Below are 14740 nucleotides of genomic sequence, written 5' to 3'. Positions count from 1 at the left end.
CCTATAATTGACCGACAACCTTCGAGGAGCGGGAATGAGGAAAGTATTCGTCACCGGCGTGGGCATGATCCCGTTCGCCAAGCCGGGCGCCAGCGCGCCGTACGACCAGATGGGCGCCCTGGCCGCGCGCCAGGCATTGGATGACGCCGGCGTCGCCTACGAGGACATCGAGCAGGCTTACGCCGGCTACGTCTACGGCGACTCGACCAGCGGCCAGAAGGCGCTGTACCAGGTCGGCATGACCGGCATCCCGATCGTCAACGTCAACAACAACTGCTCGACCGGCTCGACCGCGCTGTTCCTGGCGCGCCAGGCCATTGCCAGCGGCGCCGCGGAGTGCGTGCTGGTGCTCGGCTTCGAGCAGATGAGCCCGGGCGCGCTCGCCTCGGTGTTCGCCGACCGTCCCAGCCCCTTCGATCCGTTCGACGCCGTCACCGACAAGCTGGTCGGCATGCCGGAGATCCCGCTGGCGCTGCGCTACTTCGGCGGCGCCGGCCTGGCGCACATGGAAAAGTACGGCACGCCGCTGTCCGCGTTCGCCAAGATCCGCGCCAAGGCCAGCCGCCACGCCGTGAACAATCCGCTGGCGCTGTTCCGCAAGGAGGTCACCACCCAGGACGTGCTGGACGCGCCAATGATCTGGCCCGGCGTGATGACGCGCCTGATGGCCTGCGCGCCAACTTGCGGCGCCGCCGCCGCGGTGCTGGTGTCGGAAGACTTCGCGCGCAAGCGTGGCCTGAAAACCGACGTCTACATCGCCGCCCAGGCCATGACCACCGACCGCCCCAGCACCTTCGAATCGGACGACATGATGCGCGTGGTCGGCTACGACATGAGCCGCGAGGCGGCGGCCAGGGTGTATGCCGAAGCGGGCGTCGGCCCGGAAGACCTCGACGTCGTCGAGCTGCACGACTGCTTCGCCCACAACGAGTTGATCACCTACGAGGCGCTGGGCCTGTGCCCGGAAGGCGGCGCCGACAAGTTCATCAGCGAGGGCGACAACACCTACGGCGGCAAGGTGGTGACCAATCCGTCCGGCGGTCTGCTGTCGAAAGGCCACCCGCTCGGCGCCACCGGCCTGGCGCAGTGCTACGAACTGACCCACCAGCTGCGCGGCACCGCGCAGGCGCGCCAGGTCGACGGCGCCCGCGTCGCGCTGCAGCACAACCTGGGCCTGGGCGGCGCCTGCGTCGTGACGATGTACCGGGCCGCATGATGGACCTCACCTCACCCTGGATGACGCCGGAGCTCGATGGCTTTCGCGACGCCGTGCGCCGTTTCGTGGACAGCGAAATCGTCCCGCACGCAGAACGGTTTCGCAAGCAGCAGCACGTGGACCGCGACCTGTGGCGCAAGGGCGGCGAGATGGGCATCCTGCTGGCCGACATCCCTGATGAATACGGCGGCTCGGGCGGCAGCTTCGCGCACCAGTGCGTGGTGTTCGAGGAGCTGGCCCACGCCGGCGACATGGCGTTCGGCATCCACGTGCATGCGATCGTCGCCCACTACATCCTGAACCAGGGTACCGAAGCGCAGAAGCGCCAGTACCTGCCGCGGCTGGCGACCGGCGAGATGGTCGGCGCGATCGCGATGTCCGAACCGGGCGCCGGCTCCGACCTGAAAGGCATCCGCACCACCGCCGTCGCGGGGCAGGACGGCTACCGCGTCAACGGCTCGAAGACCTTCATCTCCAACGGCTACCTGGCCGACCTGATCCTGGTCGTGGTCAAGACCGACCCCGCTGCCGGCGCGCGCGGCGTGTCGCTGCTGCTGCTCGAAACGAAGGACAACCCGGGATTCCGGGTCGGCCGCATCCTCGAAAAGGTCGGGCAAAAAGGCCAGGACACTTGCGAGCTGTTCTTTGACGACGCTCACGTGGCGCCCGACAATGTGCTCGGCGGCGTGGAAGGGCAGGGCTTCGCGCAGCTGATGACCGAGCTGCCGTACGAGCGCACCATCCTCGGCGTGTCCGGCGTGGCCGCGATCGAGCGCGCGCTGCGCCTGACGATAGAGCACACGCGCGAACGCAAGGCCTTCGGCCAGGCGCTGATCGACATGCAGAACACCCGCTTCGTGCTGGCCGAGATCAAGACCGAGGCGACCATCGCGCGCATCTTCATCGACCGCTGCATCGAAGACATGATCGCCGGCCGAATGGATGCGGTGCAGGCGTCGATGGCCAAATACTGGATCTCCGACCTGCAGTGCAAGGTGATCGACCAGTGCGTGCAGCTGTTCGGCGGCTATGGCTACATGCTCGAATACCCGATCGCCCAGATGTATGTGGACGCGCGCGTGCAGCGCATTTACGGCGGCGCCAACGAGATCATGAAAGAGATCATCGCCCGTTCACTGTAAAAGGAGCAGCAGATGGCTGGACCGCTGGCAGGAGTACGCGTGGTTGAAATGGTGGGCCTCGGGCCGTGCCCGTTCGCCGCCATGATGTTGGCCGACATGGGCGCGGAAGTGATCCGCATCGACCGGAAGAGTGCGTCCGGCGCCCACAACCCCTTCCCCATGCTGGGCACGAAGTTCGACGTGATGGCGCGCGGACGCCGCTCGCTGGCGCTGGACCTCAAGAACCCGCAGGCGAAGGAAGTGGTGCTGGCGCTGCTGGGCAAGGCCGACGTGGTGCTGGAAGGATTCCGGCCCGGCGTGATGGAGCGGCTCGGCTTCGGCCCCGACGCTTGCCACGCGCGCAACCCGAAGCTGGTGTACGGCCGCGTGACCGGCTGGGGCCAGCACGGTCCGCTCGCGCAGGCCGCCGGCCATGACCTCAACTACATCGCGCTGACCGGCATGCTGCACGCGATGGGCCGCGCCGATACGCCGCCCGCGCCGCCGCTGAACCTGGTGGGCGACTTCGGCGGCGGCGGCATGATGCTGGCGTTCGGCGTGGTGTGCGCCGTGCTGGAGGCGCGCGGCTCCGGCAAGGGGCAGGTGGTGGACGCGGCAATGACCGACGGCGCCGCGCTGCTCGGCGCGATGATGTACGGGATGCGCGCGTTCGGCGACTGGAACGGGGCGCGCGAATCCAACCTGCTCGATGGCGGCGCGCCGTTCTACGACAGCTACGCCTGCGCCGACGGCAAATTCATCACCATCGCATCGCTCGAGCCGCAGTTCTACGCCTTGCTGCTCGAGCTGACCGGCGCCGAAGCGGCCCCGCAGATGGACCACGCGGCATGGCCGGAAATGAAACGCCGTTTCGAACTTCTGTTCCGCGGCCGCACGCGCGACGACTGGTGCGCGCTGCTCGAAGGGACCGACGTCTGCTTCGCGCCGGTGCTGGACATGGAGGAGGCGCCGGCGCATCCGCACAACCGTGCCCGCGGCAGCTTCGTCGACGTTGACGGCGTCGTGCAGCCGGCGCCGGCCCCGCGCTTTTCGCGCACGGCGCCGCGGGTCGAGGGCGCGGCGTCGAAGCCGGGCGCCGACAGCGCCGCCATCCTTGCCGACTGGGGCTGGCCGGCCGACTCGATCGCGGCGCTGCGGGACGCGCACGTGATCTGATGCGTCCGAGTCGCGGCGGTAGTAAGATGGCAAGACCGAACTGCCGAGGAGTCGCGATGGAACACCTGCTGCGTCCCGCCGATGTGACGATGGAAGCCGAGTCCCTGCCGGGCCGCGACCTGTTCGTGGTCGCCAAGTGCATGGTGCCGACCGACGCGTACCTGTTGCAAGGCTGCCTCGCGGCCGGCGGCGTGCCGGCGGTGGTGGCCGACGCCAACCACGTGCAGGCCGATCTGCTGATCGCGCCGGCGCTGGGCGGCGTGCGCATCCTCGCGCCCGCGTGCTACCTGGCGCAAGCCGAAGAAATCATCGCCGCCTACGAGCGCGGCGAATATGCGCTGGACGACAACGCCGACGTCGGAGATCCGATTTGAGCGGCGCCGCCCGCACCGACAAGCAGGACGAGCTGCGCGCGTCCAAGCGCCTGGCCCTGATGTTCTTTCTGGGGGCCGGCGCCTTGTTCGTCGCGACGCTGTTCCTGCGGCCGGTGTGGTGGGTCGATCTGGTCAAGGCGTTTTCCGAGGCGGCGATGGTGGGCGCGCTGGCCGACTGGTTCGCCGTCGTCGCCCTGTTCAAGCGCGTGCCCATCCCGCTGGTGTCGCGCCACACCGAGATCATCCCCAAGAACAAGGACAAGATCGCCGACAACCTGGCGGTCTTCGTGCGCGAGAAATTCCTCGATACCGAATCGATCGTCGCCCTGATCCGGCGCCACGATCCCGCGCAGATGATCTCCGGCTGGCTGCTCAAGCCCGAGAATTCGCGCCAGCTGGGCGACTACCTCGTCAGGCTGGCGGCCGGGGTACTCGACTTCATCGAGGACGCGCCGGTGCAGAAATTCATCAGCAAGGCAGTGCATGGTCTGATCGGCAGCGTGGACCTGTCGCAGTCGGCCGGCGTGATCCTCGAATCGATGACGCAGAACGGACGCCACCAGCAGCTGCTCGACGAAGGCATCAACCAGCTGGCGAACCTGCTGCACAACGAGGACACGCAGGCGTTCATCGCCCAGGGCATCGTGGACTGGCTGAAGGAAGAATATGCGATGTTCGAGAAGGTGATCCCGAAGGAGGCTATCGGCCGCAAGGGCGCCGACATCGCGGTGCGGCTGGCCGCCGGCATCCTCGCGCGCATCGACGCCGATCGCGAGCATCCGATCCGCAAGAACTTCGACCAGTTCACGCACGACTTTGTCGAGCGCCTGAAGCACGACCCGCAGTTCCAGCAGAAGGGAGAAGAGATCAAGCAGTACCTGATCGGCGACGAGACGCTCAATACCTACCTGAAGTCGCTGTGGGACGACCTGAAGGCGTGGCTCAAAAAGGACCTGCACAGCGACGACTCGGTGCTGCACAAGCGCGTGGTGGCGACCGGCGCATGGGTCGGCAAGACGCTGGCGGAGGACGCGCGCCTGCGCCAGTCGCTCAACGAGCACCTCGAATCGGCGGCGCGCAGCGGGGCGCCGGAGTTTGCGCAGTTCCTCACCAGGCACATCTCCGACACGGTGAAGAACTGGGACAGCCGCGAGATGTCGGAGCAGATCGAGCTCAATATCGGCAAGGACCTGCAGTTCATCCGGATAAACGGCACCATCGTGGGCGGGCTGATCGGCGTGGTGCTGTATGTACTGTCGCACGTGCCGTCCTGGCTGGGCGTGGTCATGTAAATACGCACAGTGTTACAAAGCGTGCGTATGTGCGGCCTGGTTTCCGATACTATCCTGAATATGTTGCCCAACTATAATAGTTAGCGCATTCGGGAGGCGGTTTGAGGGCAGGGGTCACAGCGCGAATTACATTGTCCACGAAGGTGTGGAGAGCGTTCGTCTGCGTGCTGGTGGTGCTCACTTCCATCCTGATGGTCAGCGAATTCAGCTACGCCATCAAGCCCTTGCTGATCGACGGCCAGCAGGGCAGCCTGGGCATGACCCTGGTCGACCCGATCGGCGCCACCGCCCAGGGGCAGGGCACGTATCGCCTGCGCGTCAGCTCGGCGGAACCCGGCTTGCCAATGGCGACGGCAGGCGCGCATCCGGGCGACTTTATCGAATTCGATGACTACGAGAATCGCTGGCGCAAGTTCATGCCGGGCGAGCGCGTGGACCTGACGCTGTATCAGGGCGGCCAGGCGCGCCGGCTGTCGCTGGTGGCGGTGCCGGTCGCAATCACCGTGGGCGACTATTTCGACTACGGCGGGCGCTTTTTGCTGGCCCTTCCCGCGCTGCTGTTTGCGGTGATGATCGCGTTCAGGCAGGACGGCCGCTCGTATCGCGCACTGTCGACCACCTTCATCACCCTCAGCCTGATCTATTTTTACAACTTCAATTATTCGCCGGCCGGCGCCACGCTCAGGCTGAGCAAATTCGCCAACATCGCCAGCTACGCGATCATCTGGTACGGCTGCGTGGTGTTCGCGCTGCTGTTCCAGCCTTACCCGGCCAGCACGGCACGCATCTGGCTGCGGCGGGTGTTCCCGTGGTACCGGGGGCTGGCGTATCTGACGACGGCGTATTCGATCGGCTTTGCGCTGGGCCGCGAGACGCCGTGGCTGTGGCTGGGCACGCTGCTGGTGGTGATCCTGGGCCTGGTGATGATGTTCGTCAGCCTGGTCGATGGCTGGCGCCATACCACCGGCGAGGTGCGCCAGCGCCATCTGTGGCTGCTGTGGGCGTTCGCGGTCGGCGTGGTGCCGGGATTCCTGAACATGGTGCCCGCGCTCGACGCCAAGGTGCAGGACGACTTGCGCGTGACGGTGATGATTTACTTCGTCGGCCAATTGCTGATGTTCGGCGGCCTGGCGTACGCCGTATTGCGCTACCGCGTGTTCGATTTCGACTTCGCGGCCAGCCGCGCGCTGGTGTTTGCGGTCGCCAGCCTGCTGCTGCTGTGCGTGTTCGGCATGATCGAATGGATCTATTCGACCGTGCTGCCTGGCGACGGCGGGGTGCGGCGCGCGGTCGAAAAGAGCAGCCTGGTGGTCGATGCGATCGTGGTGGCGATCGTGTCGTTCGCGATGCGCAAGGTGCATCGGCGGTTGGAGGTGTGGGTGCAGCGGTTCCTGTTTGGTAGCTGGCAGGTGGCCAGGGATGGTTCGACGCTGAGGCCTGCGCATTCGGAGGACGACAATTCCCTTGCCGCCGGCGGCTGGGCGCCACCGTTATCAGCAGATTGCGACGCCGGCTCCTTGAGCGCGGCGCCGGTCAAGAGCTGATCAGATATCCCGCTTCCCGCAAGGGAGCTTGATGATTATCCGGTTCCTTCCGCATCGGCGTGGCGCATCTGGCCTAGCAGCACCTTCGTCATCACGCCGAGCACGATGATGCCAAGTCCGAGCACGGCCCAGAGGACCATTTGGCGTCCTTGCGCGGCGACGCCTGCCAGGTCCGCGGTGCCAGGGGCGGACTGGGCGACGCCTTGCTGCCTGACCGGCCCGGCGACCGCCACTTCCAACGCCGCCAGCTCCGGCGCGGAGAACGCTGGCGCGACTCTTGCAATGTCCAGTTGAGCCCGGGGCGCGCCGAGCCGCCCGACGGCGAGGGTGTAGGGGCCCTCGCCGTTGCCGAGGAATACCATCGTTGCCGGTTGCCAGGACAGCCGCAATGATGGCGGCGAAGCCATTGCCGCTTGCGGACGCAGCACCCATTCGCCAGCATGCGCTCCGTGCAGTTCGAGTTCTCCGGAGCTGCGCGTGCGGCCTGCTTGCGTTATCCGGTAGAACGTCGCGTTGAACGATGGCGCGAACTGCCAGGCTTTTGGCTGTCCCTTTTTGATTGCAGGCAGCTCGACGTAGTGTCCCATGACCGCAGGCACAACCACGTTCGGCTGCAAAAACTCCAGAGCGAGCGACCGGACCGGCAGCGCTATCGCCGACGGGTAAGCCAGGTCGCCGGCGAATTTCCCCGGCGAGGGCGCGATGACCACGGTGTCGAGCGGCGCCGCCACTGCGGTTTGCGATCGGAATTCGGCCTCGATGGCAGAAAATGCCACTGGAGTTCCTTCGCGCCAGCTCAGGCGCGCATAGCGGAACGCGCGCGGCTCGAACTCGATCCGGTCGTTGGCGAGGGACTTGGTGTCGGCGTTCGTCAGCCAGTTGACGAGTGAATCGCCCAGGCTGTCCCACTGCTTGAGGTCGTCGCTCACCTCCAGTTCGATGCGCGCGGAGTAGTTCGACAATTCCTTCGGTAGCGTCAGGCGAAGCGCCGACACGGGCGCGGCCGGCGCGCCGGCGCTGCCGGGACCACGCATGTCCAGTACCAGGGCCGACAACTGGCTGCTTGCGGGGACGTTGCCGCTGACGCGCGTGTTAACCGACACCAGCGATCCGTCGGCGGCACTACGGATCTCGAGCGCAGCGTTGGCGGGGCCGGCGCGGCGCTCCGCCGTAAGCGGAAAAATCGTCACAGGCACGGTCCGCACGCTGACATTTTCCTGCGCTTGAGGTGTCGTCAGCGCGAACGGAATGCTGGCGCCGCGCCGGTCAAACAGCCGCAGGTCGTTCAACTCGGCGGAGCGCGCATTGAGGTACACGTCCTTCGGCAGGCGAAGCTGTGCCAGGCCGTCCTTGCCGCTGACAGTGACTTGCATGACGTGCGTGTACAGGTGCGCGCCGTCGGGCTGGGCGACGGCGGCGACCCGTGAACCCGGCGCCAGCAGTCCCAAAGCGAGCAGCCATATCGGGCGAAATGGGGGCATTGTGATCCTCCTGATCGATGGTGCGGTCAAACGGGAACCGGCGTGGGATCGGCCGGCCGCGACGGATAAGGGGCCAGGTAGCCGATGGCCACCATGAGCGCGCCGACGCCGACGAAGGAGACGATGCGCGCCATGCTGCCCACGTTGGCGAGGTCGGCGAGGAACAGTTTCGTCACCACCACACCGAGCAGTGCCGCGCCCAGCATCCACAGGCGCGGGCGCGGGGTCAGCGAGCGCGCGCGCCGCATCAGGATCAGCGAAGTGATGCACCAGGTCAGCGACAGCATCGCCTGCACGAACTGCGAGGCGGCCAGGGCGCCGAACGCGTAGTCGATGTCGAGGTAGCGCGCCGCAGTGCGCAGCAGCATCAGGTTGAACCAGCCATAGGCGGCGAATCCGGCCGCGCGCGGCAAACCATCGATCAGCCTCGGCCCGGCTGACGGCGCGCCGGGGAACCCGGTGCGAAGCATGCGGTAGCACAGGACCGCCTGGATCGCGGCAAAGCCCGTCGTCAGGTCGAGCGGATTGAGGATCGGCAGATAGGGCAGCGGCGCCATCGTGCCGTCCTGGCGAAGGTTCCATACCAATGCCAGTAGCAGTGCCCAGCCGGTCCCCAGGGGAATCAGCACGATGCGATGCCAGCGGGCCAGCGGCTGCACCGGCCAGACGTCGCGGCGGCTGCGGCCGGTCAGCCAGCTGAGTACTCCCATCATCAGCCAGGCGGGCAAATAATGGAGCCAGCTGCCGCTGACCTGCCAGCCGGCGCTCGCCAGCACCACGGTCTGGTCGGGGGCGAGCCCATAAAGCCAGTTGCCGACCAACTCGGCCCCGACATGCCATATCATTGCCCAGGGTCCGGCGATGCGCACAAGATGCAGCAATTTCATTGCGGGCCTGGAGAGGTTCCACGCGCGCGCCTGCCAGAAGTGGAGCAAGTACTCGCTAGCGAGCCAGAGCGCCAGGAACGCGGTCCAACGATATGGGCCGGGGAAGCGATCAATTGTCATCCAGTACAGGATGGTGGCGGTCTGCACCAGCAGGGCCAGCCAGCAAGGCGTGCTTAGCCAGCGGAGCTGCGGCCACGCCAGGCGTGCCGACAGCCGGGCGAACAGGATCGACGTCAGGGCGACGGCGATCTGATAGTCGGCCCCGCGCGACGGCAACCACGCAAAGTCGCTGGCCCAGTCCGCCGCTATCTGCAGGATGGGCCCGAAGCACCACCAGCCTGCCCATCCCATCAACAGGTACGAAGCCGTGCGATAGCGGGGGGCATCGAGCAGATAAAAGCGGCGGCTGGAAACGAGCGCGCCGGCCATGATCATCGCCGCTCCCGCAAAGGCGTGATACCGTCCGCCGTCGAGCGACATCTCGGAGCCCATCAGGAGCAGCAGCGACAGGCCTCCGGCCAACTGCGCGACGACGGCGAAGGCGCGTGCGACCAGCCACTGCATGTAGGCCGCGATCACATACAGGACCAGCGCACAAACCATTGCGCTAACCACCAGCAGATTGGGCGCGTGCGAAGCGAGCGCGTTGAACCGCAAGAAGATTTCGCCCCATGCGCCACCGAGCAGCCATAGCGCGGCGAAACCGAGGAACACGTTGGAGGTGATCGTAAATCGGCTGGCGCGTTCGCCGCCGCCGGTGCCGGCCTCGCGGAAGTTGATCGCCATCGCGAATGCGGCGGCCGTCAGCAGGAGGAAGCCCAGCCAGATATTCGCCTGGGCCGCCTGCGCCGGATCCAGTTGCGCCATCGCGCCGAGAAACGCGAGCCAGGCACCGGCCTGCACCAGCAGCCCGAACGACCAGGTCAGCACATTTTTCTGGCGCAATCCGATCCATACCAGCGCGGCCCCTTCGATCGCCCAGGCGCCCGATGTCCAGCGCTGGTCCAGCGCAAACGGCAGGGCCAGCGTGCCGAACACGACGCCCATGGCGAGGAAGGATTCGACCAGCAGGCGCAGATTCGACCCGCGCCGGCGCCACAGCAGCAGCGCCAGGCCAGTGTAGAACAGCCCGAGCGCGAGCGCGGCGATCGCCAGGCCGAAGCGCATGTGCTGAACCAGTCCGAATTGCAGCCCGAAGCCGAGGATCGGCGTGCCGAACACCAGGGTGGCGTCGACATAGTGCTTCAGTCGCGGCGCCTGTCGATCGGCGTACGCCACGGCGATGCCGACATAGAAACAGACGAAAAGGGTCAAAAATACTTGCGCGCTCAAGTAATTTTCCGGCTCATATTTCAGCACGCCCCACGCGGTACCAACCACGAAGGTAAACGCGAACCCGAGCAGGTTCAGCGAACGCCATGACTTCTTGAGTGCGATCGCAAGAATGCCGGCGTTGAGCACAGCGTAGTAGGAGAACAGGCCGATATGGCTGCCTTGGCCGGTGGACGTCAACACGGGAGCCGCGAAACCGCCGACGATGCCGAACACGGCCAGCCAGATCGCATCTTGAAGCACCGCCAGCATGCAGGTGAACGCGGTGAGGGTAAACAACATGCCGAACGCGAGGCCCGACGGAAGCAGGTGGAACCGCGCGAAGGCGGCGAAGGTGGTCAGCATCAGGATGCCCAGCGCGGCGCCCTGGACCGGCAAGCCGATGCCGCGCCGCGCGGTACGGATGCGCCAGCCCCACGTCAGCAGCCCAATGTCGGCCAGTACGACGCCGGCGAAGCGCAGTTCGATGGGCACGGTGAAGCGTTCGGCGGCGTACTTGAGCAGGAAGCTGATACCGATGAACAGGATCATCAGGCCGAACTTGGCCACCAGGTTGCCGGTGAAGAGCCATTTTTTGGTGGCCAGCAGCCAGGCTGGCGTGGCCGGTGCCAGCACGGGTTCGGGCGGCGGCGGCGGGGGCTCAGGAGCGACCTCGTGCAACCCGGAAACGGCAGGCGGGAGCGTTTCCGGGACTGCCGATGGCTCCTCCGTCGGGGGCGGCGCGGTGGCCGCCTCGGCCTGCTGGGGCGCCGGCACGATCACCTGGGGCGCAGCGACGACCGCGTCCTGCGCGGCCGGCGCGGCGGCTGGCGACGCTTCGAGCAATGTAATTCGTACCCTTAACTTTTCCTGCTCGTGTTCGAGTACATCGACCAGGCGGGCCAGCGCGTCGTTTCGACGCTCGCTTTCCCGTTTCGCCCGGCCGAGATCGATGAATAGGTAAAGTAACGCCCCAAAGATCAGGAATACCATCGCGCCTCCGCACTCCGCCGGGGAGATATATCCGTGCGGCAAATTTCGCCGAGCTGTCAGATATATCGCTTCAGGCGGAAGGCGGTCTTGCGCGATCGCATCAAACCCTTTCAGGCAATCGCTGCGCTACAAGGACCGTTGACGCGACGCCAATAGCGCGCCGGCAAACAGCGCCAGCGCTGAAAATATCAGTCCTCGCTGCAGGCCCCCGGGACCGTCGGCGATCCATCCGATTACCGATGGACCGATGATCTGGCCCAGCGCAAACACGGTCGTGAACGCGCTGATCCCCGAGGACCAGGCGTGCTGGGGCAGATTGTGGCGCACCAGTGCGGTGGTGGAGGCAACCACCGATAGAAAGATCGCGCCGAACATCAACCCGGACGCGAACACGAGTGGTGGCGCGGCGGTCAGCGCCGGCAAAATAGTCGCCACGCCAAGCAAGCCATTCAGGATCGCCATCGACTGGCCGCCCTTGAACCGGTCCAGCATGCGTGCCCAAATTCGCGACGATGCCACGACGGCCAATCCGAGCACCGAGTAGAACAAGGTGATCGTGCCGGCGCCCATGCCTTGTTCCTTCAGCAGGGCGATCACGAACGTCATGTAGCCGATATAGCCGACGCCGAACATCAGATATCCGCCTAGCCCGAACGCAAAAGGCCTGAAGCGGAAGTGTCCGTGCGCGCCAGGGGCCACGGGGGCGCCGTCGATGTGGCGCGACGGCAGCGCCATCGCCAGCGTCGCCAACAGGCACACGGCGCCAAGCCCTACCCAGGCCCATTGCCAGGCATGCGCCGCGCCGTGGGCATTGGCGGCGGCGAGCGCGAACGGCACCAGCAAGGCCGACAGCACGATACCGAGGCCCGTGCCGCCGTAATAGATGCCGATCAGCAGGCCGGCCCGCTCCGGATGCAGCGAACTCAGGCGCGCCGCGAGTACGCCGCCGGAAATGAAAATGAAGGCGCTGGCAATGCCGGCCAGCAGGCGCTGCAGGATCAGCAGGTTGGCATCGACGACCAGGCCCGACAGCATCATGAACCCGCCCGCCAGCACCGCGCCGCCGACCAGGGCGCGCTGCGCGCCGAAGCGCCGCATGAGAGCAGGCGTGATGAGGGCGCCGACAAAGTAGCCGAGTGCGTTGCCGGTATTCATCGAGCCCGACAGCAGGTAGCTCCAGCCCAGATCGGCGCGCATGGGCGGCAACAGCAGCGCATACGAAAAGCGCGTCAGCCCCAGCGAAATCGCCGCCCCCAGCGACAAGGCGAGCGCGGTCAGAAAAGGCCGGCGCACCGCCAGCGTTTGCGGGGTGGGTTCGGTGTCCGGTGCAGACTTCCAGGTGTGCTTCATAGCATTGTGCTGAGGTGATTCCACTCTCGGTCAAATGGTGCGGCTGCCCCAAAAACACCAACGATGGCAGCTGTGACGCCACAAAAAAGGTGAACGATCTCCGTTCAAATCCGGATTCGGGAATATCAATCGAACCGCGAAAACTATTAGTAAAAAATATATATTAAAAAATAATCAATGTGCTAGGATTGGGTGCAGTTAAAATTTTATTAATATAACATATTCAAAGGAATTAACATGTCAGTTATGGGCGCAGTCCGACTTTTGAACAAGTTTTCGATTCCAATTAATATCACTGTCTCCAACAGCGATGGCACATACAATTGCTGCGATTTACCGCGACCGGGGATACGGTCGGCTACTTGGGAATCGGGGAAAGTACGGTGCTCAATTTCACAAAAACGCAAGGTCACGGGTGCGATGGCAGAGAAGGGTTTTTCACACTTCTGATCAACAGCATGATGAGTGTCGCGATTTCCTTTGATTCGGACGCTTCGCTGCAAAATCCAACGCCAAATGGATGCAACGCTGGCTTGTCGTCCGACAACATCATAACCCTGTCTGCTTAACACGGGTTTTGAGAAGCGTGCGGCCCACGGCGAGATTGGGCGTCGATTTGAATTTGTCCAGGGAGTGCTGCCGCTTTAAGAGACATGTGTGAGTACGAATGTCAATTTGTGAAATGGAATCCGTGAAGGGCGCGCCCGGAATGGATTCCTTTTCTGCGTTGTCGGTGCTATTTAATTAGACAAATGCCGATATTAAAAATAGTCGGATGTTTTTTATTCTTGCCCAGATCTTCAAAGGCGGCGCAGGCCCGGGCTGATCAGATATCCAGCTTCCCGCATGACACGGAAATGACCATTTTGTTGCCGAATACTTTCGCGCTGGTTTGTTCGTCGAGATTGAATGACATGCCTTCCAGCCAGTCGAGAAAGGGCTGGCGTGCGGCGACCGCGGTGTCGAGCTGTTGGACCTTGTTGTTGGCGAACGGACGGTAATACGTGAGGCGAACGTCGAATGGGCAATCCATCGTGTTGAAATCGAAATAGGCTGGGCGCGCCAAATCTTTGGCCGAGCCGAGCACCTCCTTGAGGCCGCCGTCGCGCAGCAGCGTGCGTGCGCCGCCGCTCAGGACAAATTTGTACGCGATCATCACGTCGACCGGCTGGCCCTGCAGGCACGGCAGGCGCAATTCTTCCGCGTAGTTCGTGATCGAGTGGCGCAGTGACCGGTGGTTGGGGCCGCCGGCGAATTCCACTGCGGGAGCCTGGTCCGGTGCGGAGAAATGCAGTTTCACGATGAAGTTACCTTCTTCTCCGTTGCGCAACGCATCGCTGGGATAGCGAGGCTTCGAATTCGGGACCGGGTGGCGCATGCACCTGTACGCCGCGGCACGTTGAATATCGGCGAGGTCGCGCGTGGGCGACGCCATCACCCTGTCGCCCTGGTCTGGATCGAACACATACTTCTGCACCAGGATCACCGGCCCGTCTGCCTCCTGCATGCATGGCACGCGGAATTGCCTGACGTGGCTTTCGACGGCGTCATTGAGCTCGCTCCACATCGCGCGATCGAGCAGTTTCACGCGCGGCTTGTCGCCCGGAGCGCGAAATTCCAGCTGCACCCGGACAGTGCCGCCTTCCTTGCGGTTGAGCGAATTCTCGGGATAGTCGGGTTTGAGTGACGCGCCACCGGGAATGGTGAGGCAGGCGAGGGCCGGCGAAGTCGCCAGCGCCATATCGTTCTGGGCCGAGGCGGGCGTCGCAAAGCACAGCAGCATCGTGATGGCGGCGAGCAGGCGAGGCAGGATCAAGCGGGTCGAATGGAGCATGGTAGGCGCCTTGTTATAACGATACAGGAGCTTACACGCGAACGACGGGGCAAAATCCTCGCTTTGTAACACGGCGGCAGGCTCGGAAAAAAAGGCGCGCTCCCGGGAGGCGCGCAGCTCCTTTACTGGGCGGTGGCAAACGCTCGGCCTTGCTTTCGTTC

At 64.7% G+C, this 14740-nt stretch carries 10 protein-coding genes; 6 read left to right on the top strand and 4 right to left on the bottom strand.

The features are described from left to right. The first annotated feature begins 34 nt into the window (after positions 1–34). From Q4S45_RS16695 to Q4S45_RS16670, 6 genes are all read left to right on the top strand, one after another. On the top strand, positions 35–1216 hold the full coding sequence (locus tag Q4S45_RS16695) for a lipid-transfer protein (protein ID WP_305506166.1): 1182 nt from the start codon (positions 35–37) through the stop codon (positions 1214–1216). Then, positions 1213–2358 carry an acyl-CoA dehydrogenase family protein gene (locus Q4S45_RS16690; RefSeq protein ID WP_374046044.1) on the top strand — a complete coding sequence of 382 codons (1146 nt, stop codon included), beginning with the start codon at positions 1213–1215 and terminating at the stop codon, positions 2356–2358. Before Q4S45_RS16695 ends, Q4S45_RS16690 begins: the two co-directional genes overlap by 4 nt. Positions 2359–2370: 12 nt before the next feature. Further along, complete coding sequence (locus Q4S45_RS16685; RefSeq protein ID WP_305506164.1) at positions 2371–3513, top strand: CaiB/BaiF CoA-transferase family protein; 1143 nt, start codon at positions 2371–2373, stop codon at positions 3511–3513. A 56-nt stretch (positions 3514–3569) separates the two neighbouring features. Beyond that, on the top strand, positions 3570–3887 hold the full coding sequence (locus Q4S45_RS16680; protein ID WP_305506162.1) for a hypothetical protein: 318 nt from the start codon (positions 3570–3572) through the stop codon (positions 3885–3887). A 59-nt stretch (positions 3888–3946) separates the two neighbouring features. Next, a complete protein-coding gene (locus tag Q4S45_RS16675; RefSeq protein ID WP_305512131.1) occupies positions 3947–5179 on the top strand; it encodes a DUF445 domain-containing protein in 1233 nt (410 codons plus the stop codon). Between the two features lie 131 nt (positions 5180–5310). Beyond that, positions 5311–6723, top strand: coding sequence for a hypothetical protein (locus Q4S45_RS16670; RefSeq protein ID WP_305506160.1), 1413 nt, complete (start codon positions 5311–5313; stop codon positions 6721–6723). Positions 6724–6758: 35 nt separating this feature from the next. Here the strand turns inward: Q4S45_RS16670 and Q4S45_RS16665 are convergent, their stop codons facing one another. From Q4S45_RS16665 to Q4S45_RS16650, 4 genes are all read right to left on the bottom strand, one after another. Next, entirely contained in the window at positions 6759–8204 is a 1446-nt protein-coding gene (locus Q4S45_RS16665) for a DUF3999 family protein (protein ID WP_305506159.1), read from the bottom strand. Between the two features lie 26 nt (positions 8205–8230). Next, positions 8231–11395 carry a DUF2339 domain-containing protein gene (locus Q4S45_RS16660; protein ID WP_305506157.1) on the bottom strand — a complete coding sequence of 1055 codons (3165 nt, stop codon included), beginning with the start codon at positions 11393–11395 and terminating at the stop codon, positions 8231–8233. 126 nt (positions 11396–11521) lie between these two features. After that, positions 11522–12745, bottom strand: a complete 1224-nt coding sequence (locus Q4S45_RS16655) for a YbfB/YjiJ family MFS transporter (RefSeq protein WP_305506155.1) — start codon at positions 12743–12745, stop codon at positions 11522–11524. Positions 12746–13571: 826 nt separating this feature from the next. Then, entirely contained in the window at positions 13572–14579 is a 1008-nt protein-coding gene (locus Q4S45_RS16650) for a hypothetical protein (protein ID WP_305506152.1), read from the bottom strand. Positions 14580–14740: the final 161 nt, after the last annotated feature.

Source organism: Massilia sp. R2A-15 (assembly GCF_030704305.1).
Classification (GTDB): domain Bacteria; phylum Pseudomonadota; class Gammaproteobacteria; order Burkholderiales; family Burkholderiaceae_D; genus JAFCUW01.
The sequence above is the reverse complement of the archived record's forward strand: the minus strand, read 5'-3'. Positions and strand labels throughout refer to the sequence as shown.